We start from the raw sequence: 26,442 nt of genomic DNA, 5'->3' as shown, positions 1-26,442 counted from the left end.
TTGCCCGCTAGCTTTTCCATCCAGCCAGGAAATCCAGCAGAAGCGCGTTCACTTTCTCTGGCTGCTCCTCCTGCGGCAGATGGCCGCACTCATCAATACCCTGCGCCCGCAGGTTTTCCGCCATTTCGGCCCAGACGCTTTCCATATCGAAAAGTTTGCCGACCGCATGAAAATCATTACCCCACAGCGACATTACCGGGCAGGTGATTTTCACCTCAGCGTCAGCCATATCCTGCGCCACATCCTCTGCGTTGGCGCGATAGTCAGCCATCGCGCCGCGCGCCGCGCACGGCGCCCGGCGCCTGATACGCCCGAACATAGGTGTCAAACGCCTCGCCGCTAATGGTCGACGGATTGTAGGTCCAGTCAGAGAAAAAGTGGCGCAGCCAGATATGCTCCCGACCCGCAATCAGCGCTTCCGGCAGGTCTGGCACAAGATGAAACAGGAAGAACCAGTACGCACGCGCAATCGACGCATTCAGATCGCGCGCCACAATACGGGTTGGTACGTTATCCATCACTACCAGTCGATCCACCAGCTCAGGGTAATCTTTTGCAAACCGCGTCGCGACGCGCGCGCCGCGATCGTGCCCCACCAGCACCACTTTCTGTAAACCCAGCACACGCATCAGTTCCCGGATGTCCCGCGCCATGTTGCGCTTATCATAGCCAGAAGCAGGTTTATCCGTTTCGCCATACCCGCGTAAATCAGGTGCGATCACGCGGTAGTGCCGGGACAGTACGGGTATCTGGTAGCGCCAGGCATAGTTTGTTTCAGGAAAACCATGCAGGAGAATAACCGGTGCGCCTTCACCCTCTTCGACCACAAACTGACGGATACCGTTTGCCGTTACGGTGTAACTTTTCATGCTCGTCACCTCACTTTATTTCAGCAGAGGCACGTTGGCCGCACGCTGATAAGGACCGTAATTGACAGGATTCCAGCTATAGCCCTGCTGCCAGGCGGTGATATGACCGATACCGGGGAAAGGCAGATGCGCTGCGGCCATCCACTCACCGTCTTTCGCCAGCGCGTTAAACTCCTGCGCCCTGGATGAGATGGCTTTTTTCGGATCGACATCAAAGCGAATAGACACTTCAGGGTGCGGGAACTGGACGGCAGGAGCATGAATCAAATCCCCAATGAAGTTGATAGCCGTCCCCTTCGACGCGAAGCGATAAACGGTACTGCCAGGCGTATGCCCAACGGCATATGCCGTCTGGACTTCCGGGATAGGCGAAGCTGGCGGGACGAAGGTTTTAAGGTGCCCGGCGGCTTTATAGGCGGACAGCGCATTCCTGGCGATAGCGAAATACGCCTTCGCATTAGCCGGCGCGCTCGCTTCTTTTGCAGGGTCAAGCCAGTAGTCGGCCTCCCCCTGCGGTACATATACGGTGGCATTCGGGAACAGCGCCTTACCCTCTGCATCACTCAGGCCGCACACGTGGTCAAGATGCAGGTGGGTCAGGAAAATGGTATCAACCTGCTCGGGACGGTACCCTGATGCGTTCATATTGCTGACCAGCTGGCCGGCCGTTTCCGCCATGCAGTGACCACCCCCGCTGTCAATCATGACCAGGTGTTTACCGGTATTAACCAAAAACGCGTTGAAGGAAGTAGGCATGCGTTCGGAATCGATTTTGCGTTGCGCCAACAGGTTGCGAACCTTGTCGGGTGAAAGCCCTTGCAATAGCGTTGGCGAAAGATCGTTATAGCCGTCGAACAGCGCCGTCACCTCGTATTCCCCTACCGCCAGACGATAATAGCCCGGGACCTGCTGTTTCACCTGCGCAGGGGCATCTGCCCACGATGTGCCAGCAAAGAGCAGGCCACTGAATGCAAGAACCGTTTTCAACTTTTTCATCTTCACTCCAAATTCATGTTTATCAGGATGTGAAGAGACTATGGCAGCGTAACGATAAATAATGTAGATAGGTAATTTGATAAGGCAGCATAACGATAAACGATATAATGAGACTCGAAGATATTGAAGTGTTTGTTGAAGCCGTCAAGGCGGGTAGCCTGGCGGGCGCCGCGCGTCGGCTCTCTGTGAGCGCCATGGCGGCGTCACGGTCTCTTAATAATCTTGAGGCTGAACTGGGGGTCAGGCTGGTGCACCGCACCACGCGTTCCCTCTCACCTACCAGCGATGGTGACATTTTTTTGCCGCATGCACAGGCGCTACTGGAAGATAAAAGCAACGCGCTTGCTGACCTGTTTCCCGAAGGGACCCACCTTTCCGGACGCCTGCGCATTACCGCCTCAGCGGGGTTTGGCCGGAAGATTGTGGCTCCCATGCTGACCCGGTTCATGCAACAGCATCCTTCCCTGCAGGTCGATTTACTCGCCACCGACGAACAGGTTGATATTGTCGGAAAAGGCATAGACGTGGCGTTACGCATTGCGCCGCTGCGCGATAACCGGCTGGTTGCCCATCGTCTGTGTCACAACCCTCGCGATCTCTGCGCCAGCGCTACGTATCTTGCCGCCAATGGCTATCCCAAATCGTTTAACGATCTGGCGGCACACAGCTGTCTGACCACGTCAGACAGCGTTCACTGGTCATTCGAACAGGGCGAACAGCGCTACAAACAAAAGGTGTCGGGCCGATTCTCCGCGAACTCTATTGAGGCAATTTTCGAAGCCTGCCTGGGAGGGTTGGGGATCGCCAATTTATCCCGCTGGTACGTAGAGCCGGCGTTCAGAGAGGGTAAACTCGTGCGGATCGTTCTTGAGGATGCCCAGCCGGAATCGCTGGCCGTTTGGGCGGTTTACCCGACCTCCCGGCTGGTCCCGGCAAAAGTACGAAAGTTTGTGGAAGCGCTGGAAGCCGAATTGCTGCTCAATCCGCTAACGCAACCCACTTGATATCATTTCACCGTCACCAGCCGCGCCGCCACAATCTGGTGCCCGGCCTGCACATCCGTATTGTCGATGCGCTGCATGATCCTGTCTGCCAGCGTGTAGCCCATCTCCCGAGCAGGGGTGGTGGCCCACACGATCGGCAGGTCGTCGAGGGCGTTTTCACCGACGTCAGCGAACGCCCCGAGCGCCACCTGGTGGCCGAAGAAGGTTTCCACCCCGCCCTCGCCGCCTTGACGCCCAGCGCGGATCAGGCCAAACCAGGCGCCCATGGCAATCACATCGTTGTAGCAAATCACGGCGCTGATCGTCGGACTGCTTCGCAGCAGCGCGCCTATCGCTTCCGCCGCTTTCTTCTGGCTGGATTCACACTCCACGACCCATTCGCTGTGGAACGGCAGACCGTATTTAATTAGCGTTGCGCAGTAGCCGCCTACCCGCTCGGCGCGGGTCAGGGACGAGCTTTTCCCGCCCAGCCAGGCAATGCGCTGATGCCCGCGACGAATAAGATGCTCGGTCAGCATTTGCGCGGCCTGCATGTTATCCGGGCGCAGCGTATCGGCCTCGTCCAGGTAGCTGGCGCGCGAAGCAAACACCAGCGGCACGCCTTTCGCGGCGGCGCGCTCGCACAGTTCGCTGCCCACGCCCGACGCTCCGGCAACGATCACCCCGTCTACCCCCTGGTTAAGCAGCATATCGAGCCGGGAGAGAAGCTGATCGGCCTCGCGACCGCCGTGCAGCAGAAAGACCATTCGTCCCTGCGCTTCAAGCGCTTCGGTTAACCCGGCGGTCAGCTCCGCATAGAAAGGTGATGTCAGGTCGCGAACAATCAGGCCAATCACCCCGCTTTGCCCGCCGCGCAGCGCCGACGCCTGACGGTTACGCACAAAGCCCAGCTGTTCAACCGCCTCGTTCACCCGCTGACCGGTGGCAGGAGAGATTCGCCCTTTCCCGCTTAGCACCAGAGAAACGGTGCTGACGGAAACGCCCGCCGCCAGCGCGACATCGTTGATGGTGATTTTTTTCGCTACAGCCATGTGTCGGCGTGACTCCCTGAAATGAGATCGGTAAAACGTTTTATCAATACGTTATCTTTATACTACCAGTCAAAGCCTGAGAATGTGATTTAGCGCGCACTAAACTTTGATAAAACGTTTTATCTTCTCGCAGCATTGAAGCAGACAAACTGATTTTAACAATAAAGGAGTCGTTTTATGACGGCGAAAGCAGCACAAAAAATATCGCTGTGGGAATTTTTCCAGCAACTGGGTAAAACCTTTATGCTGCCCGTGGCACTCCTCTCGTTCTGCGGGATCATGCTCGGGATCGGCAGTTCGCTAAGCAGTAAAGACGTCATCACGCTGATCCCGTTCCTCGGTACCCCCGTGCTGCAGGCGATCTTTATCTGGATGAGTAAAGTCGGCTCCTTTGCGTTTAGCTTCCTGCCCGTCATGTTCTGCATCGCCATCCCGCTGGGCCTGGCGCGCGAAAATAAAGGCGTCGCGGCGTTTGCCGGTTTTGTGGGTTACGCGGTGATGAACCTGGCGGTTAACTTCTGGCTGACTGCGAAAGGCATTTTGCCGACCACCGACGCTGCCGTGCTGAAAGCCAACAACATTCAGAGCGTGATCGGTATCCAGTCCATCGATACCGGGATCCTCGGGGCAGTGATCGCGGGTGTGATTATCTGGATGCTGCACGAGCGCTTCCACAATATCCGCCTGCCGGATGCCCTGGCCTTCTTCGGCGGTACCCGCTTCGTACCGATTATCACCCTGGTGGTGATGGGCCTGTTTGGTCTGATCATTCCACTGATCTGGCCGGTCTTCGCGATGGGCATCAACGGCATTGGCCGCATCATCAACGGCGCGGGAGATTTTGGTCCGATGATCTTCGGCACCGGCGAGCGTCTGCTCCTGCCGTTTGGTCTGCAGCATATCCTGGTGGCCCTGATTCGCTTCACCGAAGCGGGCGGTACGATGGAGGTGTGCGGTCACGACGTGAGCGGCGCGCTGACCATCTTCCAGGCGCAGCTGAGCTGCCCGACCACCCACGGCTTCTCCGAAAGCGCCACCCGCTTCCTGTCTCAGGGTAAAATGCCTGCCTTCCTCGGCGGCCTGCCGGGTGCCGCGCTGGCGATGTACCACTGCGCGCGCCCGGAAAACCGTCATAAAATTAAAGGCCTGCTGATTTCCGGCGTCATCGCCTGCGTCGTGGGCGGTACCACCGAGCCAATCGAATTCCTGTTCCTGTTCGTCGCGCCGGTGCTGTACCTCATCCACGCGGTGCTGACCGGCCTGGGCTTTACCGTGATGGCGGTGCTGGGCGTGACCATCGGCAACACCGACGGCAACGTGATCGACTTCGTGGTGTTCGGGATCCTGCACGGCCTGTCCACCAAGTGGTACCTGGTGCCGGTCGTGGCGGCTATCTGGTTCGCGGTGTACTACGGTATCTTCCGCTTCGCCATCACCCGCTTTAACCTGAAAACGCCTGGCCGCGATACCGATACGGCAAGCAGCGTTGAACAGGCGGTAGCCGGGACCGTGGGCAAGTCTGGCTATAACACCCCGGCCATTCTGGCGGCGCTGGGCGGTGCGGATAACATCACCTCTCTGGATAACTGCATTACCCGCCTGCGTCTGTCGGTGGCGGATATGTCAAAAGTGAATACCAACGCCCTGAAAGCCAACCGGGCCATTGGCGTGGTACAGTTAAATCAGCACAATTTGCAGGTGGTTATCGGCCCGCAGGTGCAGTCGGTGAAGGATGAGCTGGCTACCCTGATGCGAACAGTAGAAGCCTGATGCCTCAGCCCCCTCTCATGAGGGGGTTTTACTTTAAGGATTAACGTCATGTTTGATTTCTCTACCGTCGTGGATCGACACGGCACCTGGTGTACCCAGTGGGACTACGTCGCCGACCGCTTTGGCGCGGTCGACCTGCTGCCCTTCACCATCTCGGATATGGATTTCGCTACCGCTCCCTGCATTACCGACGCGCTGCATCAGCGCATCAATCACGGCGTGTTGGGCTACAGCCGCTGGAAGAACGATGAGTTTCTCGCCGCCGTCGCGCACTGGTTCCAGCAGCGCTTTAACAGCCAGATTGAGACCGAATCGGTCGTTTATGGCCCTTCCGTTATTTATATGGTTTCTGAGTTGATTCGTCTCTGGTCAAACCCCGGCGACGGCGTGGTGGTACATACCCCGGCATACGATGCGTTTTACAAAGCCATCGAAGGCAATGGGCGTCACGTGGTGCCCGTAGAGATGGAAAAGCATGCCGCTGGCTGGCTGGGAAACATGGCTGCGCTGGAAGCGGCCCTGGCGAAACCTGAAAACAAAATTTTGCTGCTGTGCAGCCCGCAAAACCCGACCGGCAAGGTCTGGACGCGGGAAGAACTGACGCAGATGGCGGAACTGTGCGAGCGCTATGACGTGGCGGTTATCAGTGATGAAATCCATATGGATATGGTGTGGGGCGAGCATCGTCACACGCCGTGGAACGCGGTGGCGCGCGGCAAATGGGCGCTTCTCACCTCCGGCTCGAAAAGCTTTAATATTCCGGCGCTGACGGGCGCTTACGGCCTTATTGGCGATGAGGAGAGCCGTAACGGTTATCTCAGCGCGCTAAAAGGCCGGGACGGCCTCTCTTCCCCTTCCGTGCTGGCGCTGACGGCGCATATCGCCGCCTATCAGCAGGGAGCGCCGTGGCTGGATGCCCTGCGGGGTTATCTGGAAGGGAATTTGTTGTATATCGCACAGGAACTAAACAGCGCTTTTCCGAAACTGAACTGGCAGCCGCCAGAAGCGACCTATCTGGCCTGGATTGACCTGCGTCCGCTGAATATTGACGATCGGGCGCTGCAAAAAGTACTGATCGAGCAGCAAAAGGTTGCCATCATGCCGGGATATACCTACGGCAAGGAGGGAAATGGCTTTGTTCGCCTGAATGCGGGCTGCCCGCGCAGCAAGCTGGAACAAGGCGTTCAGCGCCTCATTGCCGGGATTAACGCACTCCTGTAATCAATTTGCGCAACGGAATATTCCCTTGCGCAAATAGCTTTTTACCCCGTTTTGTTTTTATAATATGGCGCACTTTAACCAGAAAAGAGTGCGACCATGATTGATACACGCCTGCCTTTAACTGATATTCATCGTCACCTTGACGGTAACATTCGTGCCCAAACCATCCTCGATCTTGGCCGCCAGTTCAATTTAACGCTTCCAGCGCAGACGCTTGAGTCGCTGATCCCGCATGTACAGGTGACCTCCAATGAACCGGACCTGGTCAGCTTCCTGAGCAAACTCGACTGGGGCGTGAAGATGCTGGCCTCGCTGGATGCCTGCCGCCGCGTGGCGTTTGAGAACATTGAAGATGCGGCCCGTAACGGTCTGCATTACGTCGAGCTGCGCTTCTCGCCGGGCTACATGGCGATGACCCACAGCCTGCCCGTTGCAGGCGTGGTGGAAGCCGTCATTGAAGGCGTCCGCGAAGGGTGTAAAACTTTCGACGTTCAGGCCCGTCTGATTGGCATTATGAGCCGTACGTTCGGCGAAGCCGCCTGCCTGCAGGAGCTGGAAGCGCTGCTGGCCCATCGCGATGCCATCACCGCGGTCGACCTCGCCGGCGACGAGCTGGGCTTCCCGGGCAGTCTGTTCCTCTCCCACTTCAACCGCGCGCGCAATGCCGGCTGGCACATTACCGTGCATGCGGGTGAAGCGGCTGGCCCGGAAAGCATCTGGCAGGCCATCCGCGAGCTGGGCGCCGAGCGTATCGGTCACGGCGTGAAGGCGGTTGAAGATCGCGCCCTGATGGATTTCCTGGCGGAGCAGCGTATCGGGATTGAGTCGTGTTTGACGTCTAACATTCAGACCAGCACCGTGGCAACGCTGGCGCATCATCCGCTGAAAACGTTCCTCGAGCACGGCGTGCTGGCCTCGCTGAACACCGACGACCCTGCGGTTCAGGGCGTGGATATCATCCACGAGTACAACATCGCCGCACCGCAGGCGGGCTTGAGCCGCGAGCAGATCCGTCAGGCGCAGATTAACGGGCTGGAAATTGCCTTCCTGACGCCTGAAGAGAAGCAGGCGCTGCGGGATAAGGTGGCAACCGCGTAAACCCTTTGCCGGGTGGCGGCTACGCCTAACCCGGCCTACAAAAGCATTTCAAACTTATGCCAGACAGAGCGTGGCGCGATGTTTGGCAGATTCGATGCCCAGTTCAATCAGCTCCATAATCTGAATCGCCTGGCTGGCCGGAACCGGATTCTCTCCCGTGCCGTTCAGCGCATCGCGGATGGCCGCATAGTAGGCCGGATAGTTCCCCGGGATCGTCAGCAAAGTCTCCTCAACGAGTTCCTCGCCTTCAACCCGCGTGACCACGCCGTCGCGCATGTCATAGCCCCAGTCTTCCTGCGGTAAACGTTCACCGCTTTTCAGTCGGTCCTCCTGCGGATCGAGACCAAACTTCACGTAGCTCCCGCGCGTTCCGTGAATGATATAGCGGGCCGATTCTGCGGCCGCGACCATCGTGCCGTGCAGTACAATCCGTCGCTGCGGGTAGCTGAGCACCGCGTGGAAGTAATCGGTTGTCTGCGCGCCGGGCCTGAGCTGGGCCAGATCGACCGTCATGCTCACCGGCAGACCAAAAAGATTGACGGCCTGATCCAGCAGGTGCGGGGCTAAATCGTACCAGATACCGCTGCCCGGACCGGCCTGCTCGCGCCAGCGGTTTCTCACCTGCGGACGGAAGCGGTCAAAGTGCGATTCAAAAAAGAGGATCTCCCCTAGCGTGCCCTCGCTGAGAAGCCTTTTTACCGTCAGAAAATCGCTGTCCCAGCGGCGGTTATGGAATACCGACAGCAGCCTGCCCAGGCTCTTTGCCAGCGCATCCAGCTCGCGAGCCTGAGACAGCGTGACGGTAAAGGGCTTATCGACAACCACGTGCTTACCGGCTTCCAGCGCGGCTTTTGCAAGCGGAAAGTGGGTGTCGTTCGGCGTGGGGATGACGATTAAATCAATATTCGGATCGTTGAAAAGGTGTTTAGGTTCAGAGACAACCGGCACGGAGGGCCAGTCGGCGTGGACTTTAGCGGCATCGCTGCTGGATACCGCCGCCAGCGCCATCCCCGGCGTCCCGGCTATCAGAGGCGCATGAAACGTTTTGCTCGCGTACCCGTAGCCGATAAGCCCGACGCGGATATTATCACTCATAGTGCCATCCTCTTTTATGACGTTCTTATTTCACACTGCCTAGCCCGGCATGACCATAGATTAATAATGTGCCATATGACTTAAAATAGCAGGTTGTACGGGTTGTTTTTGTTACATAGTATTAACCTACTGATTTTGTTTAAGGGAACCGTTCCCAAAGCCCTTGCCGTCGGGGAAACGTCGCTGTAACATTTGCGCCCTGTATTTATGGATAAAGTACAATTACGAATCATGACGTCAATTATTAATCGAATCATTGAATTAGCGGGATGGATTGTCCTTGGGGTTTCGGTCATTTTGCTGGGCGTTGCCAGCCATATCGATAACTACCAGCCGCCGGAGCCTGTCACAGTCGCCCAACCTAAGTAACCGGTTACCGCAATAAAGAGTGACATAATATGTCAGTTACTTATTGCCAGCCCTGGTGAACACGGTTAACCTTCTCTTCCAGGCATCGTCTGATGCCTGAATTTCAGCAAAGAAAACTCCTAATTTCGTCGCGTTACCTGAGTGGGCTGTTTACGTCTTAATTAATCCGTTTATTATTCGACCGAATTACCTTAACTGGTATTACTCACTTTTATATGGAAACTTATTAATATGACAGTTCAGGACTATTTATTAAAATTTCGCAAGATCAATTCGCTTGAGAGCCTGGAAAAACTGTTTGACCATCTGAACTACACCCTGTCGGATAATCAGGACATCATTAATATGTATCGCGCCGCTGACCATCGCCGTGCGGAGCTGGTTTCCGGTGGTCGTTTGTTCAACGTCGGTGAAGTGCCTAAGTCCGTATGGCGTTACGTTTTATAAGAAAGTAGCCATCCGCGCGAAATGTTATATACTCTCCGCCCTGCAAACTGGCTGTACAACATTTCGCGCAGATTATGGGAGAGTTCATGACCGCAACGCCTGGAGAACGCATTGGAGGCTGGTTAATCGCCCCACTGGCATGGCTGCTGGTTGCCTTATTAAGCGCATCGCTTGCGCTGCTGCTGTATACCACCGCATTAGTTACCCCTCACGCCATCCAGACCCTGATGTCGCAAAGCGTGCTGAATATTGCGATGTGGTTTGTGTCGTTCGTTTTCGCGATTGGAATGTGGTACTACACGCTGTGGCTGACCATTGCCTTCTTTAAGCGCCGCAAGAGTGTGCCGAAGCACTACATCATCTGGCTGCTGATTTCGGTTCTGCTGGCGGTGAAAGCCTTTGCTTTTTCGCCCGTTTCAGACGCTCTGGCCGTTCGTCAGCTGTTTTTCCCACTGCTGGCTGCGGCGCTGCTGGTGCCCTATTTCAAGCGTTCGACGCGGGTGAAAAACACCTTCGTGAACCCGTAATAACCCTACAGATAACCTGTTGTCGCCTGCGTTGGTTTGTCCGATAATAGGCGGCTTTTTTATTTCAGGCTAAATAATGACCGATTACTTACTGCTCTTTGTCGGCACCGTGCTGGTTAACAACTTCGTTCTGGTGAAGTTCCTTGGCCTGTGCCCGTTTATGGGCGTGTCCAAAAAGCTGGAAACGGCGATGGGCATGGGGCTGGCGACGACCTTCGTGATGACGCTGGCGTCCATCTGCGCGTGGTGGATCGATACCTGGATCCTCATCCCGCTGGGGTTAACCTATCTTCGTACGCTGGCCTTTATTCTGGTTATCGCGGTGGTGGTGCAATTTACCGAAATGGTGGTGCGCAAAACCAGCCCGGCGCTTTATCGCCTGCTGGGCATCTTCCTGCCGCTGATCACCACCAACTGCGCCGTTCTCGGCGTGGCGCTGCTGAACATCAACCTTGGCCATAACTTTATGCAGTCGGCGCTGTATGGTTTTTCTGCGGCAGTCGGTTTCTCCCTGGTAATGGTGCTGTTCGCCTCCATTCGCGAGCGCCTGGCAGCAGCGGATATTCCTGCGCCCTTCCGCGGTAACGCGATTGCGCTGGTGACCGCAGGTTTAATGTCTCTGGCCTTTATGGGCTTTAGTGGTCTGGTGAAGTTGTAATGAATGCTATCTGGATTGCCATCGCCTCTATCAGCGTTCTGGGGTTGGTGTTTGGCCTTATCCTGGGTTACGCCTCCCGCCGTTTCGCGGTAGAGGACGATCCTGTTGTTGAGAAAATTGATGAGCTTCTGCCGCAAAGCCAGTGCGGGCAGTGTGGCTATCCCGGCTGCCGCCCCTATGCCGAAGCGGTAGGGATTCAGGGTGAAAAAATTAACCGCTGCGCCCCCGGCGGCGAAGCGGTGATGCTGAAAATCGCGACCCTGCTCAACGTTGATCCGCAGCCCGTTGACGGCGATGCGGACGTGCAGGAGCCGGTCCGTGCCCTGGCCGTGATCGACGAAGCCAACTGCATCGGCTGCACCAAATGTATTCAGGCCTGCCCGGTTGACGCCATCGTGGGCGCAACCCGCGCTATGCACACCGTCGTGGCGGACCTCTGCACCGGCTGTAACCTCTGCGTGGCCCCCTGCCCGACGCAATGTATCGAGCTGCGCCCGGTTGAAACGACTACCGAAAGCTGGAAGTGGGATCTTCAAACCATTCCGGTTCGCAATATTCCTGTGGAACAACATGCTTAAGTTATTTTCTGCTTTCAGAAAAGAGAAGATCTGGGACTTTGACGGCGGTATTCATCCACCGGAAATGAAAACCCAGTCCAACGGCACGCCGCTGCGTCAAATTCCGCTGGCGACGCGTTACGTTATGCCGCTCAAGCAGCATATTGGCGCTGAGGGTGAGCTGTGCGTGAAAGAAGGCGATACGGTGCTTCGCGGCCAGCCGCTGACCTTTGGTCGCGGACGCATGCTGCCGGTGCATGCGCCAACCTCCGGTAAAGTGGTCGCCATTGCTCCGCATACGGTGGCGCATCCGTCCGCGCTCTCAGAACTGAGCGTGATTATTGAAGCCGACGGCGAAGACCGCTGGATTGACCGTGACGGCTGGAGCGATTTCCGCGCCCACAGCCGCGAAGCGCTTATCGAGCGAATTCATCAGTTCGGCGTTGCCGGGCTGGGTGGCGCGGGCTTCCCGACCGGCGTCAAGCTGCGCGGCGGTGGCGATAACATTCAGACGTTGATTATCAACGCCGCCGAGTGCGAGCCGTATATCACCGCCGACGATCGTCTGATGCAGGACTGTGCCGCCCAGGTGGTGGAGGGCATCCGCATCCTCGCGCACATTCTGCAGCCGCGGGAAGTGCTGATCGGTATCGAAGACAATAAACCGCAGGCTATTTCCATGCTGCGCGCCGTGCTGGCGGGCAGTCACGATATTAGCCTGCGCGTTATCCCGACCAAGTACCCTTCTGGCGGCGCAAAACAGCTGACGCAAATTCTCACCGGCAAGCAGGTTCCTCACGGCGGACGCTCTTCGGATATCGGCGTGCTGATGCAAAACGTCGGCACCGCTTATGCCGTGAAGCGCGCGGTGATTGACGGCGAACCGTTAACCGAGCGCGTGGTGACGCTGACCGGGGAATCGATTTCTCGTCCGGGCAACGTCTGGGCGCGTCTGGGTACGCCGGTGCGCCATCTGCTGGAACAGGCTGAGTTTTGCCCGGGCAGCGACCAGATGGTGATCATGGGCGGCCCGCTGATGGGCTTTACCCTGCCGTGGCTGGACGTTCCGGTAGTGAAAATCACCAACTGTCTGCTCGCGCCTTCCCCGACCGAGATGGGCGAAGAGCAGGAAGAGAAAGGCTGCATCCGCTGCAGCGCCTGCGCCGATGCCTGCCCGGCGGATCTGCTCCCGCAGCAGCTGTACTGGTACAGCAAAGGCCAACTGCACGACAAAGCAAAAGCCCATAACCTGGCCGACTGCATTGAATGCGGCGCCTGCGCCTGGGTCTGCCCGAGCAACATCCCGCTGGTGCAGTATTTCCGCCAGGAGAAGGCTGAAATTTATGCCATCTCCATGGAAGAAAAACGCGCTGCGGAAGCCAAAGCGCGCTTCGAAGCGCGCCAGGCGCGACTGGAACGCGAAAAAGTCGCCCGTCAGGAACGCCATAAGCAGGCCGCCGTTCAGCCTGCCGAAAAAGATCAGGATGCCATTAACGCCGCACTGGCGCGCGTTCGTGAGAAAAAAGCAACCGCGGCACAGCCTGTGGTGATCCCTGCAGGTGAGAAACCTGATAACAGCGAAGCCATCGCCGCACGTGAGGCGCGTAAGGCCGCAGCGCGTGCCCGTCAGGCTGAAAAAGCGCAAACGGCCCAGGCAGAGGCGGAGATCGACCCGCGTAAAGCCGCCGTTGAAGCGGCAATAGCCCGCGCCAAAGCCCGCAAAGCCGGTGAGCAAAGCGTGGTCGTCGAGCAGGATGAGGTCGACCCGCGCAAAGCGGCCGTTGAAGCGGCGATTGCCCGCGCCAAAGCGCGCAAAGCAGCGCAGCAGGCTCCTGCGGCAGAACCCGAAGCACCGGTCGACCCTCGCAAAGCCGCCGTCGAAGCGGCCATCGCTCGCGCCAAAGCCCGTAAGGCGGCGCAGCAGGAAGAGCAACCGCAGGCCGCCAACGATGACCCGCGCAAGGCCGCCGTCGCCGCCGCCATTGCGCGCGTTCAGGCGAAGAAAGCCGCACAGAAAGCAGTTAACGAGGATTAAATGGTTTTCAGAATCGCAAGCTCCCCTTACACCCACAATCAGCGCCAGACATCGCGCATCATGATGCTGGTCTGCCTGGCGGCGCTGCCGGGCATTGCCGTTCAGTGCTGGTTTTTCGGCTGGGGAACCCTGTTCCAGATAATCCTGGGCTGTGCCAGCGCCTTAGCGGCGGAAGCCCTTGTGCTTAAGCTGCGCAAGGCGGCTGTCTCCCGCATTCTTGCCGACAACTCCGCGCTGCTGACCGGTCTGCTGCTGGCCATCAGTATCCCACCGTTCGCCCCATGGTGGATGGTGGTTCTCGGGACCGTTTTCGCCGTGATCATTGCCAAACAGCTGTACGGCGGGCTCGGTCATAACCCGTTTAACCCGGCGATGATTGGCTACGTGGTGCTGCTGATCTCCTTCCCGGTGCAGATGACCAGCTGGCTGCCTCCGCACGAGATTGCGGCCACGGTTCCGGGCTTTATGGATGCCCTGCACGTTATCTTTACCGGCCATACGGCGCTCGGCGCTGACATGAACACGCTGCGCATGGGCGTGGACGGTATCAGCCAGGCGACGCCTCTCGATACCTTTAAAACGTCCCTGCACGCCGGGCACAGCGTTGAGCAGATCATGAAATCCGCGATCTACAGCGGCATGCTGGCGGGTGCAGGCTGGCAGTGGGTTAACCTGGCGTATCTGCTGGGCGGCCTGTTCCTGCTGCAGCAGAAAGCCATTCGCTGGCATATTCCGGTCAGCTTCCTCGTGACGCTGGCGGTTTGCGCGACGCTGGGATGGGTCTTCTCTCCTGAATCCCTGGCCAGCCCTCAGATGCATTTGCTCTCCGGTGCGACCATGCTAGGTGCCTTCTTTATCCTGACGGATCCGGTTACGGCGTCAACGACTAACCGCGGCCGCCTGATCTTCGGCGCGCTGGCGGGCCTGCTGGTATGGCTGATCCGCAGCTTTGGCGGTTACCCGGACGGCGTGGCATTTGCCGTCCTGCTCGCCAACATTACCGTTCCGCTCATCGACTACTACACGCGTCCGCGCGTGTACGGCCATCGCTAAGGGTTTCGCCATGCTAAAAACGATGCAAAAACACGGCGTCACGCTGGCTGTCTTCGCCGCGGTCCTGACGGGGCTGACGGCACTGGTGAATGCGTTAACCAAAACGACCATCGAAGAACAGGCTTCAAAGCAGCAAAAGGCGCTCTTCGATCAGGTGATTCCGTCAGATTTCTACGATAATGACCTGCAAAAAAGCTGCTTTGTGGTAGACGCGCCACAGCTTGGGAAAGGCGCGCACCGTGTCTTTATCGCCCGCAAAGGGGATAAACCGGTAGGCGCAGTGATGGAAGCGACGGCGCCCGACGGCTATTCCGGCGCTATTCAACTGCTTGTCGGCAGCGATTTCACCGGCACGATACTGGGCACCCGCGTGACGGAACACCATGAGACGCCGGGTCTTGGCGATAAAATTGAAACCCGGCTGAGCGACTGGATTTTGCACTTCGCCGGTAAAGTTATCCATGGCGAAGGTGACACCGCGTTTGCGGTGAAGAAAGACGGCGGCGAGTTCGACCAGTTCACCGGCGCGACCATCACGCCGCGCGCAGTGGTGAACGCCGTTAAACGAGCCGGGCTGTATGCTGAAACGCTGCCCGCGCAAATCAACAATCTTCCAGCCTGTGGAGAGTAATCATGAGCCAGGTTAAAGAGGTTATTGTCCAGGGGTTGTGGAAGAACAACTCCGCGCTGGTACAGCTTCTGGGGATGTGCCCACTGCTGGCGGTAACGTCCACCGCCACCAACGCGCTCGGTCTGGGTCTGGCAACCACGCTGGTACTGACCCTGACCAACCTCTCCATCTCCGCCCTGCGCCGCTGGACGCCGTCGGAAATTCGTATTCCGATTTACGTCATGATCATTGCGTCGGTGGTCAGTATCGTCCAGATGCTGATTAACGCCTACGCGTTTGGCCTGTACCAGTCGCTCGGGATCTTTATTCCCCTTATCGTCACCAACTGTATCGTCGTCGGGCGTGCTGAAGCCTTCGCGGTGAAAAACAGCCCCGCCATGTCGGCGCTGGATGGGTTTTCCATTGGCATGGGCGCCACGTGCGCCATGTTCGTGCTGGGCTCGCTGCGCGAGATCCTCGGTAACGGTACGCTGTTTGACGGCGCAGATGCGCTGCTCGGCGGCTGGGCCAAAGCGCTGCGCGTTGAAGTGTTCCACACCGATACGCCATTCCTGCTGGCGATGCTGCCGCCTGGCGCATTTATTGGCCTTGGCATGATGCTGGCGATAAAATACCTGATTGATGAGAAACGTAAGCGCCGCGCGGCTGAGCGTAGCGTTCTGGAAGGGACACCCGAGAAGGCTTCATGAATAAAGAAAAGCGCATTGCGATCCTGACCCGTCTGAGGGACGAGAACCCGCACCCGACGACGGAGCTGAATTTTACCTCCCCGTTTGAGCTGTTGATCGCCGTGTTGCTCTCTGCGCAGGCTACCGATGTGAGCGTCAATAAAGCCACTGCCCTGCTCTATCCGGTCGCCAATACGCCGAAAGCCATGCTGGAGCTGGGCGTGGAAGGCGTGAAGTCCTATATCAAAACCATCGGCCTGTTTAACAGCAAAGCAGAGAACGTCATTAAGACCTGCCGGATCCTGCTGGAACAGCACGGAGGCGAAGTGCCGGAGGACCGCGCCGCGCTGGAAGCCTTACCGGGCGTGGGGCGTAAGACCGCGAACGTGGTGCTCAACACCGCGTTTGGCTGGCCCACTATCGCCGTGGATACGCATATCTTTCGCGTGTCTAACCGGACAAACTTTGCGCCGGGGAAAAATGTCGAGCAGGTCGAAGAGAAGCTGCTGAAAGTGGTTCCGACTGAATTTAAAGTTGATTGCCACCACTGGCTCATTCTGCACGGCCGTTATACCTGTATTGCCCGTAAGCCTCGCTGCGGCTCCTGCATTATTGAAGATCTCTGCGAATACAAAGAAAAAGTATATTCCTGATCACCCCAATCCCATGCCAAAAGAAGGGCTATCGAGCGTTCTTCTTTTGTCCGTTATTTGTCCGTCTGTCGCTTCCTCTGACCTGTCACTTGTTCGGCTGTTTAACGCTCAAACAGGTTAATACTTTTTTCATAGCCAAAAATTTCTATACATCTGTGATCGCGATCACCCTGATAACTTCATGTTGAATTTTTGTTGTCAAAATCGGCCTAAACCCTTTGTCTGACAAGATACTCTCCTTCCCATGCCGAAGATAAGACCAGCTATTTTTCAGAATATGGGCTATATCACTGCATGAAGCGGTAAATAGCAGAACATATCGCCAAAAGCCGATTGGATAGGGTTATTGCCAGTCGAAAAAACTGCCTTTACTCATGGCATGAAATTTAACGCTGAATAACATTTATATGAACCGACGATTATACCACCCCAGATATATGTAACAGATTATTACAAACGTATTGCCAGATGGGGCAGGATAGTGAACATTACCCGCCGTTTCTCCTCCCAATATAACTATAAGGCGTATGGGCTACGGCCATCACGCTATGAACACCCCCGTTAATATGGGATGTAAAAAAAGAGGTATATGTGTCTACTGCAAACAATAAACCAACAGATGAAAGCGTGAGTCTTAACGCTTTTAAACAGCCTAAAGCGTTCTATCTCATCTTCTCTATCGAGTTATGGGAGCGTTTTGGTTATTACGGCCTGCAAGGGATCATGGCCGTTTACCTGGTAAAACAGCTGGGTATGTCCGAAGCCGATTCCATCACGCTGTTCTCTTCCTTCAGTGCTCTGGTGTACGGTCTGGTCGCTATTGGCGGCTGGCTGGGCGATAAAGTTCTCGGGACTAAACGTGTCATCATGCTGGGCGCCATTGTCCTGGCAATTGGCTATGGTCTGGTTGCATGGTCAGGGCATGATGCCGCTGTCGTGTATATGGGTATGGCGACGATTGCCGTCGGTAACGGTCTGTTCAAAGCGAACCCGTCCTCCCTGCTTTCGACCTGCTATAACAAAGACGATCCGCGCCTGGACGGTGCATTTACCATGTACTACATGTCCATTAACATCGGTTCGTTCTTCTCTATGCTGGCAACCCCATGGCTGGCGGCGAAATTCGGCTGGAGCGTGGCGTTCGCACTGAGCTTCGTGGGTATGCTGATCACCGTGGTGAACTTCCTGTTCTGCCGCAGCTGGGTTAAAGACTACGGTTCCAAACCTGACTTCGAGCCTGTGCATATGGGCAAACTGCTGGCGACCATCGTAGGCGTTGTTGTCCTCGCGGCAATTGCCACCTGGCTGCTGCACAACCAGGGTATCGCACGTGCCGTTCTGGGCGTGGTTGCGCTGGGTATCGTGGTCATCTTTGCGAAAGAAGCCTTCGCTATGCAGGGCGCTGCACGTCGTAAGATGATTGTGGCGTTCATCCTGATGCTGGAAGCGATTATCTTCTTCGTGCTTTACAGCCAGATGCCAACCTCACTGAACTTCTTCGCTATCCGTAACGTTGAGCATTCAATCCTCGGTATCGCGTTCGAACCTGAGCAGTTCCAGGCGCTGAACCCGTTCTGGATCATGATTGGTTCCCCGATTCTGGCCGCTATCTACAACAAGATGGGCGACCGTCTGCCAATGCCGCACAAGTTCGCCGTGGGCATGGTGCTGTGTTCTTGCGCCTTCCTGGTGCTGCCGCTGGGTACCAAATTTGCCACCGACGCCGGTATCGTGTCCGTTAACTGGCTGATCCTGAGCTACGCGCTGCAGTCTATCGGCGAACTGATGATCTCCGGTCTGGGCCTGGCGATGGTTGCACAGCTGGTGCCGCAGCGTCTGATGGGCTTCATCATGGGTAGCTGGTTCCTGACCACTGCGGGTGCGGCAATCATTGCAGGTAAGATTGCTAACCTGATGGCGGTTCCGGAAAACGTGACTGATCCACTGCTTTCCCTGAACGTGTACGGTACCGTGTTCATGCAGATTGGTATCGCGACTGCGGTTATTGCCGTTCTGATGCTGCTGACCGCACCGAAACTGAATCGTATGACTCAGGACGACGACAAGACGGCTGAAGCGACCAAAACCGCTACCGCGTAATATTATTGAGAAACGACGAGCCGCTAATGCATATTAGCGGCTTTTTTTTTATCCGTTTGCGCACTAACATAGCTGGAACCTCAGCAAAAAGGAGTTACCGATGAAACTGTTCTACAAACCGGGCGCGTGCTCTCTTGCTTCCCATATCACCCTGCGCGAGAGCGGCAAAGATTTTACGCTGGATGGCGTTGATCTGATGAAAAAACGTCTGGAAAACGGTGATGATTTTCTTGCCATCAACCCGAAAGGACAAGTTCCGGCGCTCCTGCTGGATGACGGTACCCTGCTGACCGAAGGCGTGGCGATTATGCAGTTCCTGGCCGATAGCGTACCCGATCGCCATCTGCTGGCGCCGGTCAGTACCGTTTCTCGCTATAAAACGCTGGAATGGCTGAACTACATTGCGACCGAGCTGCACAAAGGGTTTACGCCGCTGTTCCGCCCGGATACGCCAGAGGAGTTCAAACCGACCCTGCGCGCGCTTCTTGAGAAAAAGCTGCAGTACGTTAACGAATCGCTGAAAGACGATCAGTGGATTGCGGGTTCGCGCTTCACGATTGCCGATGCGTACCTGTTCACCGTGCTGCGCTGGGCGCGCGCGGTTAAGCTGAACCTGGAAGGGTTAGACCATATTGCATCGTATATGAAACGCGTGGCAGAGCGCCCTGCGGTGGCTGCGGCGCTGAAAGCGGAAGGTCTTAGCTAATATCGCCCGGCGGCGCTTCGCTTGCACGGGCCTACGGGTTTTGTAGGCCGGGTAAGCGCAGCGCCACCCGGCATCATTTAAAGCTGGGTTGCGCTGAAATAGTGCTCCGGCTTCGCGATACGATCCTGTGCCGCTACCACCTGCAGTTCATATTCCTGCATCTCTTTGGTCGCAATCATGATTTCGTACACCGCCGCGGTAACGTGCTCCAGCGCGTCGCGCATCGTCGCCCCTTGCAGTAATTTCACCAACAGCAGACCGCTGGTGACATCTCCGACCCCAACCGGCTGGCGCAGGCCAAAATCCACCAGCGGACGGCTGATATGCCAGGCGTCATCTTTCGTCACCAGAAGCATCTCAAAACGGTCCTGGCTCAGCCCTGCGCGCGCAAGGTGTTTAACCAGCACAACCTCAGGCCCCTGAGCGATCAGTTCACGAGACGCGCTTACCGCCTCTTCTACGCTGTTAACCGGACGCTCGCAGAGAATTTCGAGTTCGACCAGGTTTGGCGCAATGATATCGCTGGCGGGCAGCGCGTGACGGACGTGAAACTCTGCAACGCCAGGCGCCACGATGCAGCCTTTCTCCGGATGGCCCATGACGGGGTCGCAGAAGTATTTTGCCGACGGGTTTGCGGCTTTCACCTGGCGAACGATGCCGAGGATATGCTCCCCCTGCTCCGCTGAGCCGAGGTAACCGCTCAGCACGGCGTCACAGCGTTTGAGCTGGTCGATATCGGCAATACCCTGTACAACCTCCGTCAGATGCGAAGGCGGCATCACGCAGCCGGTCCATTTGCCGTACTGCGTGTGGTTAGAGAACTGCACGGTATTAAGGGGCCAGACGTTGACGCCGAGACGACGCATCGGGAATTCCGCGGCGCTATTGCCAGCGTGTCCAAAAACAACGTGGGACTGAATGGCGAGGATGTTCTTCATTTTTTTCTTACCAAACCCTGAAAAAACAAAAAGGGGCGTGGTTTCCCACGCCCCCTGGAGACTGTTAATTACTTCCAGCAGACAAGGCAGTAGTTCTTCTTGCCGCGACGCAGCAGCGTGTAGCGACCATACAGACGGTCGCCGTCAACGAAGGTGTATTCCGGGTCGGCCTGTTTCTCACCGTTGATGGTGATAGCGTTAGACGCGATGGTCTTACGAGCCTGACCGCGGGAAGGCTGGAGCTCAGAGTCCACCAGCGCCTGCATCAGGTCAGCCCCTTTCTCCATCTCAACCATCGGCACGCCGTCCTGCGCCAGCTGTTCGAAGTCCGCTTCGCTCAGATCGCTCAGGGTACCGTTGAACAGGCTTGCGGTAATGCGTTTTGCAGCGGCCAGACCTTCTTCACCGTGAACCAGTTTGGTCACTTCGTCAGCCAGCACGTACTGCGCGCGCGGTGCTTTACCGCTGTTCTTGTCTTCTTCTTCCAGCGCGTTGATCTCTTCAATGTCCATAAAGGTGAAGAACTTCAGGAAGCGGTAAACATCGGCATCCGCCGTGTTGATCCAGAACTGGTAGAATTTGTACGGGCTGGTTTTCTTCGGATCGAGCCATACCGCGCCGCCTTCGGTTTTACCAAATTTGGTGCCGTCGGCTTTGGTGATCAGCGGAACGGTCAGACCGAAGACCTGATTCTGGTGCAGACGACGGGTCAGGTCGATACCGGAGGTGATGTTACCCCACTGATCGGAACCGCCAATCTGCAGGGAAACGCCGTGCAGTTTGTTCAGGCAGGCAAAGTCATAACCCTGCAGCAGGTTGTAGGAGAACTCGGTAAAGGAGATACCCTGGTCGTCGCGGTTCAGACGCTGCTTCACGGCCTCTTTGTTAATCATCTGGTTAACAGAGAAGTGCTTGCCGATATCACGCAGGAAGGTCAGCACGTTCATGCCACCAAACCAGTCGTAGTTGTTCGCAGCAATGGCGGCGTTATCACCACAGTTGAAGTCGAGGAACGGTGCAACCTGTTTGCGGATCTTATCCACCCACTCCTGCACGGTATCTTCGGTATTCAGTTTACGCTCAGCGGCTTTAAAGCTTGGGTCGCCAATCAGCCCGGTCGCGCCGCCCACCAGGGCAACAGGCTTATGGCCCGCCATCTGGAAGCGTTTCAGGCATAACAATGGAACAAGATGCCCCAAATGCAAGCTGTCAGCGGTGGGGTCGAAGCCGCAATAGAGCGCGATCGGGCCTTGCGCCAGTCGCTCTGCTAACGCTTCCTCGTCCGTCACCTGGGCCACGAGGCCCCGCTCTTGCAATTGTTTAATCAAGTTACTGCTTGCCATCAAATTCTCCATGTATAAACGACTGCACCTTTGCCGGTACACGACTTTTCGCCTGATGCGAAAGGACAATAGAATAAAGCGCAAGCGCGGTGTGCGCTAGCGCTTAAATCAACAAATTTCGGGGATTACGGTGCCAGTCTGTCGATTTTCCAGCCGCCATTCTCGCGCTGGTATAAAAAGCGGTCGTGCAGGCGATGTTCGCCCCCCTGCCAGAACTCCATCTGCTCAATAGGGATGCGGAAACCGCCCCAGAAGCTTGGCAGGGGAATTTCACCCTGCTGGAACTTCTGTTTCAGCTCCAGGAATTTACTTTCCAGCACGCCGCGGGCAGAAATTCGGCTGGACTGTTTTGATACCCAGGCGCCAATCTGGCTGTCACGCGGACGGCTGTGGAAATACTTCACCACTTCCAGCGTCGAGAGACGTTCCGCCTTGCCGGTGACCATCACCTGGCGTTCCAGCATGTGCCAGGGGAACAGCAGGCTGATACGCGGATTGTTTTCCAAATGGTGCGCTTTGCGGCTGCCGAGGTTGGTATAGAACACCAGGCCTTTCTCGTCATAGTGCTTGAGCAAAACGATGCGCTGATACGGTTGACCGTTTTCATCAACCGTCGCGACAACCATGGCGGTGGGGTCGGCAAGTTTCGCTTCGCAGGCCTGTTTCAGCCAGCGTTCAAAAAGCACGAGGGGTTCAGCGGGAAGATCCTGGCGACGCAGGCCGCCTTTGGTGTATTCACGGCGCAGATGCGCAATTTGCTGCAGTTCGTCGTTATCTGACATGGCGTTAGCTGACATTGAGAGTGGGTGGCGCTATTGTGCGCCGCCCCTGTAAAAATCTCAACGCTTCGGATTTTCAAGCTGGCAATTGTTGAGCACAATGCGGTCGCGTTTGTAGACGGTGGCGCTGTCGCCTTTTGACCAGAAGACATAGATACCGTCGGTGTAACGTGCGCCGGAGGCCGACATGCCCTGCTTCAGCGTCAGCAGTTTATTGTCATAAACAAAGCTGGCTTCCTGGCGTGGGTTATTCAGCTTCACGGTCAGCGGTTTTTCGTCGCAGCGATACTCCAGCGTATCGGTCTGCATGCGCTCAAGGAGCTGGTTATAGACGCTGCATCCTGACAGCAATAAAGGCGCGGCAATAAGAAGAAGTTTTTTCATGGGCGTATTCCGAAGACTTTCCTGGTCCTGGAGGGCATGGCTGCCCTCCTGTTTCGTTCCATTCTAACGACGACATGCCGCGCTGAATTTCAGTTAACTCTGATTATGACGAGGATTTGCCGGGAAAATCGCCCCGAGGACGCTCGCTTCACGAGCACCGGTTACCGACGGCAAGTTGCCCGGCAGTCCGGCAATGGTGCGCCAGGCGAGCCAGGCGAAGGCCAGCGCCTCCATATCATCACCGCTGATGCCGGCCTCATCTGTCGTGGTCACTTCGGTACCCGGCAGTAGCCCCGCAAGGCGCGCCATCACCAGCGGGTTGCGGCTTCCTCCGCCGCACACCAGCAGGCGCTCACAACCGCCGCTGAGCAGCACCTGTTCGGAAATAGACACGGCTGTGAGTTCTGCAAGCGTCGCCTGGACATCCTGCGGCGCGAGCGCCGGGAATGGCGCCAGCTGACGCTCAAGCCAGCCCAGGTTGAAGTATTCACGCCCCGTGCTTTTAGGGGCAGGCAGGGCAAAATAAGGATCGCTTAGCATCGACTGCAGCAGCGGAAGAATCACTTTCCCACTGCTCGCCCACTCGGCGTTTTTATCATACGGTTGACCGCACTGACGCCAGATCCAGGCATCCATTAACATATTGCCCGGGCCGGTATCGTAGCCGCGGACGGGCTGTCCCGGGATGAGCATTGACAGGTTGGCAATCCCACCAATGTTGAGCACCATCCGCCGCTCTGTTGGGTGCGCCAGTAACGCCTGATGGAACGCGGGTACCAGCGGCGCGCCCTGCCCGCCAAGGGCGATATCGCGACGACGGAAATCGCCTACCACCGTCACGCCCGTCTTCGCCACAATTTGGTTGTTATCGCCGATTTGCAGGGTATGCGGGGCGTCCCCAATAGGCTCATGCCAGACCGTTTGTCCGTGACACCCGATAGCCACCACATCCTGCGGGCGAAGATGTTCTTTTTGCATCAAAGCCTGCACCGCCTCCGCAAACAGCGCCCCCAGGCGGACATCAAGCTGTCCAAGCTGGGAAAGGGTTAGCTGCTGCCCCTGACAGATACTCAGAATATCCTCTTTCAGTGAAATGGGGATTGGCCAGGTCAGGCTCGCCTGCTGTGCCACCATGTTTTCGTCAATGGCGGCCAGAACGACATCTACCCCATCCAGACTGGTGCCTGACATCACACCAATGTAGCGACCCGATTTCATGCGCTTTCCTTACGTTGCGTGGGCTAAGGACATCCACTCAACCATAAACGGCGCAGCTTTGCCATCCGGCAATAATATTTTTTAACAATGTCAGACGGGCAACACAGGCGGACCCTGTTTATGTCTCGTTAAGTCAAATTCAAGTACAATTTTCCTATTGTTAGTGCAAAGATATGAACTATGGCCCCTTATGCCATATAATTTAGCCATAACGGATGCCCCACTCGGGCGTTTTTGGTGAACAGGAGATTCAAATGATTTTACGTGTACTGGGCGTTTCGCTGATTGGTTTAACTCTGGCTGGCTGTGTGAATGACAGTTCACTTTCTGGCGACGTTTACAGCGCTTCTGAAGCGAAACAGGTTCAGAACGTGACTTACGGTACCGTTGTTAACGCACGTCCTGTACAGATCCAGGGTGGTGATGAAAGCAACGTAATGGGTGCAATCGGCGGTGCCGTTCTGGGTGGTTTCCTCGGTAATACCGTCGGTGGCGGCACGGGTCGCTCGCTGGCAACAGCCGCAGGCGCCGTTGCGGGTGGCGTAGCCGGCCAGGGCGTTCAGGGTGCGATGAACAAAACCCAGGGCGTAGAGCTGGAAATCCGTAAAGACGACGGCAGCACTATCATGGTTGTACAGAAACAAGGCAACACCCGCTTCTCTGCAGGTCAGCGCGTTGTTCTGGCAAGCAACGGACGTCAGGTGACCGTTTCCCCACGTTAATTAAAAATGGATGTGGCCATCAGGCCACATCCATTTACAATATATATCACTCCCACAAATATATTTACAAAATATATTCACCACACCTATTATTTACCACGGCATATATTGTTTCTGCGCAAAGTATTTAGCGCGCTAATTGATTAAACTCATCGCAATCCTCTTACCTTCATTCATTATAAAGTCGTTAAAAACGTATATGATTGCGAATCGTCGTTCTCTAAAGAGTCGTTATATCGCGTTCTGCCTCGGTTGCATTGTTGTCATCGGGATATTACAAACGCTCTATTTAAAGGTCGTTGAATGGGTACCTTCCTTTTCACCGCTTTTATTCCCTACGCTCACCATTTTTCTGCTGGTGTTCCACCTGTTTATTGCCTGTTTCATGGTGATGAAATACTGGTGTGACAGAAAACGGCTGTATCTGGTGGCCTTCGCCTTTGCCTTTGCGGGCTCCGCATTGCTGATGGTCGGAACGCTCTCCAGCTTTCCCGCCTGGCTGGACCTCTACCAGTTCAACGTGGTGAACTACAACGATGCGATGATCTACTATATGTTCCGCCATCTCTTAATGGCGGTGCTTATCATCGTTGCGGCAATACTCTATACCACGCGCAATTATCCCCTTTCACGACTGGCGCATATCGCGATTGTAAGCGGCGAGTTTCTCTTTACGGCCTGTGCGGTGGGATTGGCCTGGATCTATTCCAGTCATTCAACATACTTATCAATTGACCTGGTTGATAATGAAACGCGTCAGTTTATGGTTCTCTGGAGCCAGTTCATTAATATTTCATTAATTGCTTTGTGGGTGGTGACATTAGCAGCGCTGATGATTATTACGCGCGTACGCAATTTATTTTGGGTAGGCGGTAATTTTTTGTGCGTCTGCTATATCGTCACGCTCTCAATGCTGTTGATGGGTGGACATGCCGAAGGTATCTCCTGGTATCGCGCCCGCTTATTTGAAACTGTCGCCACGCTGCTGATTATTTTTGTTCTGCTCTATGATGTCTTCAGGCTGTATCGCGACTCGCACGTAAAATACCAGCAGTCCTACCAGAACTCGATTCGCGACCCGCTCACGCGCCTGTACAACCGCAGTTATTTTTATGAATCATTAAAGCAGGCTCTGGATATCGCCAAACCCAGCCGCCCTGTTTCCATCATCGTCAGCGATCTCGATCGCTTCAAGCGTATCAACGACACCTACGGGCATCTTCAGGGCGATAAAGTGCTCCAGTTTGTCGCCAACCTGCTGATGGATTCGGTGCGCCCGCAGGATATCGCGGCCCGTATCGGTGGTGAGGAGTTTGTTCTGATGCTGGCCAACACCCCATCAGACGCGGCGTACCAGGTGGCAGAACGCATACGGTTGAAGCTGAGCAGCTTTGATAACACCAGCAGCGGCGGTCAGCTACCGGAGCCGATCACCATCAGCATGGGGGTATTTACGGCAACCTCCTCGTCGGTAAGCGCAGAGGAGTGCGTGGAAAGTGCCGACAAGGCGATGTATGAAGCGAAGGAGACAGGCCGTAACCGTGTGGTCGTCTTTAAGTAAAAAAAAGGC

General features: G+C 56.1%; 28 protein-coding genes. 18 read left to right on the top strand and 10 right to left on the bottom strand.

Translation table 11 applies throughout. From position 1 onward, the window contains the following. Window positions 1–7 precede the first annotated feature (7 nt). Genes GVO84_RS09800 through GVO84_RS09790 form a run of 3 tightly spaced genes read right to left on the bottom strand, consistent with a single transcriptional unit; the run spans window position 8 to window position 1,865 of the window. A complete protein-coding gene (locus tag GVO84_RS09800; protein WP_201283062.1) occupies window positions 8–271 on the bottom strand; it encodes an alpha/beta fold hydrolase in 264 nt (87 codons plus the stop codon). After that, window positions 264–869 (bottom strand): alpha/beta fold hydrolase, encoded by a 606-nt coding sequence (locus GVO84_RS09795; RefSeq protein ID WP_201283061.1) that lies wholly within the window; start codon window positions 867–869, stop codon window positions 264–266. Before GVO84_RS09795 ends, GVO84_RS09800 begins: the two co-directional genes overlap by 8 nt. 15 nt (window positions 870–884) lie before the next feature. Then, entirely contained in the window at window positions 885–1,865 is a 981-nt protein-coding gene (locus tag GVO84_RS09790) for an MBL fold metallo-hydrolase (protein ID WP_121424377.1), read from the bottom strand. 107 nt (window positions 1,866–1,972) lie between these two features. On the opposite strand from GVO84_RS09790, the gene GVO84_RS09785 reads away from it, so the two are divergent. Next, window positions 1,973–2,869 (top strand): LysR family transcriptional regulator, encoded by an 897-nt coding sequence (locus GVO84_RS09785; RefSeq protein ID WP_159513990.1) that lies wholly within the window; start codon window positions 1,973–1,975, stop codon window positions 2,867–2,869. A 2-nt stretch (window positions 2,870–2,871) separates the two neighbouring features. On the opposite strand, the gene GVO84_RS09780 is transcribed toward GVO84_RS09785, so the two are convergent. After that, window positions 2,872–3,900, bottom strand: a complete 1,029-nt coding sequence (locus tag GVO84_RS09780) for a Mal regulon transcriptional regulator MalI (protein WP_121423508.1) — start codon at window positions 3,898–3,900, stop codon at window positions 2,872–2,874. Window positions 3,901–4,077: 177 nt separating this feature from the next. Here GVO84_RS09780 and malX point away from each other — a divergent pair, with 177 nt between their 5' ends. The 3 genes from malX (at window position 4,078) to add (ending at window position 7,989) form a co-directional block, all read left to right on the top strand. Then, window positions 4,078–5,670 (top strand): maltose/glucose-specific PTS transporter subunit IIBC, encoded by a 1,593-nt coding sequence (gene malX / locus GVO84_RS09775; protein WP_121423507.1) that lies wholly within the window; start codon window positions 4,078–4,080, stop codon window positions 5,668–5,670. A gap of 48 nt (window positions 5,671–5,718) precedes the next feature. Further along, a complete protein-coding gene (locus GVO84_RS09770) occupies window positions 5,719–6,891 on the top strand; it encodes a MalY/PatB family protein (RefSeq protein ID WP_159513989.1) in 1,173 nt (390 codons plus the stop codon). 96 nt (window positions 6,892–6,987) lie between these two features. Next, window positions 6,988–7,989 carry an adenosine deaminase gene (gene add, locus GVO84_RS09765; RefSeq protein WP_159513988.1) on the top strand — a complete coding sequence of 334 codons (1,002 nt, stop codon included), beginning with the start codon at window positions 6,988–6,990 and terminating at the stop codon, window positions 7,987–7,989. Window positions 7,990–8,043: 54 nt separating this feature from the next. On the opposite strand, the gene GVO84_RS09760 is transcribed toward add, so the two are convergent. Further along, entirely contained in the window at window positions 8,044–9,084 is a 1,041-nt protein-coding gene (locus tag GVO84_RS09760) for an oxidoreductase (protein ID WP_159513987.1), read from the bottom strand. Between the two features lie 243 nt (window positions 9,085–9,327). On the opposite strand from GVO84_RS09760, the gene blr reads away from it, so the two are divergent. The 12 genes from blr to gstA all read left to right on the top strand — a co-directional run bounded on the left by blr (window position 9,328) and on the right by gstA (window position 19,488). Then, on the top strand, window positions 9,328–9,453 hold the full coding sequence (blr, locus tag GVO84_RS09755; protein WP_168112406.1) for a division septum protein Blr: 126 nt from the start codon (window positions 9,328–9,330) through the stop codon (window positions 9,451–9,453). Between the two features lie 231 nt (window positions 9,454–9,684). Further along, window positions 9,685–9,900, top strand: coding sequence for a transcription modulator YdgT (gene ydgT / locus GVO84_RS09750; RefSeq protein WP_013096896.1), 216 nt, complete (start codon window positions 9,685–9,687; stop codon window positions 9,898–9,900). Window positions 9,901–9,986: 86 nt separating this feature from the next. Then, complete coding sequence (locus GVO84_RS09745) at window positions 9,987–10,427, top strand: DUF2569 domain-containing protein (protein WP_159513986.1); 441 nt, start codon at window positions 9,987–9,989, stop codon at window positions 10,425–10,427. 76 nt (window positions 10,428–10,503) lie between these two features. Beyond that, a complete protein-coding gene (gene rsxA / locus GVO84_RS09740; protein ID WP_008500564.1) occupies window positions 10,504–11,085 on the top strand; it encodes an electron transport complex subunit RsxA in 582 nt (193 codons plus the stop codon). Beyond that, on the top strand, window positions 11,085–11,663 hold the full coding sequence (gene rsxB / locus GVO84_RS09735; protein WP_032657710.1) for an electron transport complex subunit RsxB: 579 nt from the start codon (window positions 11,085–11,087) through the stop codon (window positions 11,661–11,663). The genes rsxA and rsxB overlap by 1 nt, the downstream gene beginning before the upstream one ends. Then, complete coding sequence (gene rsxC, locus GVO84_RS09730; protein WP_159513985.1) at window positions 11,656–13,677, top strand: electron transport complex subunit RsxC; 2,022 nt, start codon at window positions 11,656–11,658, stop codon at window positions 13,675–13,677. Before rsxB ends, rsxC begins: the two co-directional genes overlap by 8 nt. Further along, window positions 13,678–14,730 (top strand): electron transport complex subunit RsxD, encoded by a 1,053-nt coding sequence (gene rsxD, locus GVO84_RS09725; protein WP_159513984.1) that lies wholly within the window; start codon window positions 13,678–13,680, stop codon window positions 14,728–14,730. Window positions 14,731–14,740: 10 nt separating this feature from the next. Beyond that, a complete protein-coding gene (rsxG, locus tag GVO84_RS09720; RefSeq protein WP_063142978.1) occupies window positions 14,741–15,361 on the top strand; it encodes an electron transport complex subunit RsxG in 621 nt (206 codons plus the stop codon). Window positions 15,362–15,363: 2 nt separating this feature from the next. Next, window positions 15,364–16,050 (top strand): electron transport complex subunit E, encoded by a 687-nt coding sequence (locus GVO84_RS09715; protein ID WP_023617347.1) that lies wholly within the window; start codon window positions 15,364–15,366, stop codon window positions 16,048–16,050. Next, window positions 16,047–16,682, top strand: coding sequence for an endonuclease III (gene nth / locus GVO84_RS09710; protein ID WP_159513983.1), 636 nt, complete (start codon window positions 16,047–16,049; stop codon window positions 16,680–16,682). Before GVO84_RS09715 ends, nth begins: the two co-directional genes overlap by 4 nt. A 591-nt stretch (window positions 16,683–17,273) precedes the next feature. Next, window positions 17,274–18,782, top strand: coding sequence for a dipeptide/tripeptide permease DtpA (dtpA, locus tag GVO84_RS09705; protein ID WP_032657721.1), 1,509 nt, complete (start codon window positions 17,274–17,276; stop codon window positions 18,780–18,782). Between the two features lie 100 nt (window positions 18,783–18,882). Beyond that, window positions 18,883–19,488 carry a glutathione transferase GstA gene (gene gstA / locus GVO84_RS09700; RefSeq protein ID WP_159513982.1) on the top strand — a complete coding sequence of 202 codons (606 nt, stop codon included), beginning with the start codon at window positions 18,883–18,885 and terminating at the stop codon, window positions 19,486–19,488. A 77-nt stretch (window positions 19,489–19,565) separates the two neighbouring features. Here gstA and pdxY read toward each other — a convergent pair whose 3' ends face one another. The 5 genes from pdxY to anmK form a co-directional block, all read right to left on the bottom strand. Then, complete coding sequence (gene pdxY / locus GVO84_RS09695) at window positions 19,566–20,426, bottom strand: pyridoxal kinase PdxY (RefSeq protein WP_063142973.1); 861 nt, start codon at window positions 20,424–20,426, stop codon at window positions 19,566–19,568. A 68-nt stretch (window positions 20,427–20,494) separates the two neighbouring features. Beyond that, window positions 20,495–21,769, bottom strand: coding sequence for a tyrosine--tRNA ligase (gene tyrS / locus GVO84_RS09690; protein ID WP_121423496.1), 1,275 nt, complete (start codon window positions 21,767–21,769; stop codon window positions 20,495–20,497). 125 nt (window positions 21,770–21,894) lie between these two features. Then, window positions 21,895–22,551 (bottom strand): pyridoxamine 5'-phosphate oxidase, encoded by a 657-nt coding sequence (gene pdxH, locus GVO84_RS09685; protein WP_024909355.1) that lies wholly within the window; start codon window positions 22,549–22,551, stop codon window positions 21,895–21,897. Between the two features lie 57 nt (window positions 22,552–22,608). Then, entirely contained in the window at window positions 22,609–22,932 is a 324-nt protein-coding gene (gene mliC / locus GVO84_RS09680; RefSeq protein WP_023335447.1) for a C-type lysozyme inhibitor, read from the bottom strand. A 93-nt stretch (window positions 22,933–23,025) separates the two neighbouring features. Then, window positions 23,026–24,150 (bottom strand): anhydro-N-acetylmuramic acid kinase, encoded by a 1,125-nt coding sequence (gene anmK, locus GVO84_RS09675; protein ID WP_159513981.1) that lies wholly within the window; start codon window positions 24,148–24,150, stop codon window positions 23,026–23,028. A 254-nt stretch (window positions 24,151–24,404) separates the two neighbouring features. On the opposite strand from anmK, the gene slyB reads away from it, so the two are divergent. Together slyB and GVO84_RS09665 are read left to right on the top strand one after the other, a co-directional pair. Beyond that, the gene (gene slyB, locus GVO84_RS09670; RefSeq protein WP_063142969.1) at window positions 24,405–24,872 is read left to right on the top strand and encodes an outer membrane lipoprotein SlyB; all 468 of its coding nucleotides are present in this window, start codon (window positions 24,405–24,407) and stop codon (window positions 24,870–24,872) included. A 199-nt stretch (window positions 24,873–25,071) separates the two neighbouring features. Further along, the gene (locus tag GVO84_RS09665) at window positions 25,072–26,433 is read left to right on the top strand and encodes a sensor domain-containing diguanylate cyclase (RefSeq protein WP_159513980.1); all 1,362 of its coding nucleotides are present in this window, start codon (window positions 25,072–25,074) and stop codon (window positions 26,431–26,433) included. The last annotated feature ends 9 nt before the right edge of the window (window positions 26,434–26,442 follow it).

This window comes from Enterobacter sp. SM3 (assembly GCF_009811935.2).
Taxonomy (GTDB): domain Bacteria; phylum Pseudomonadota; class Gammaproteobacteria; order Enterobacterales; family Enterobacteriaceae; genus Enterobacter; species Enterobacter asburiae_D.
This window is presented reverse-complemented; position numbering and strand designations above follow the sequence as displayed.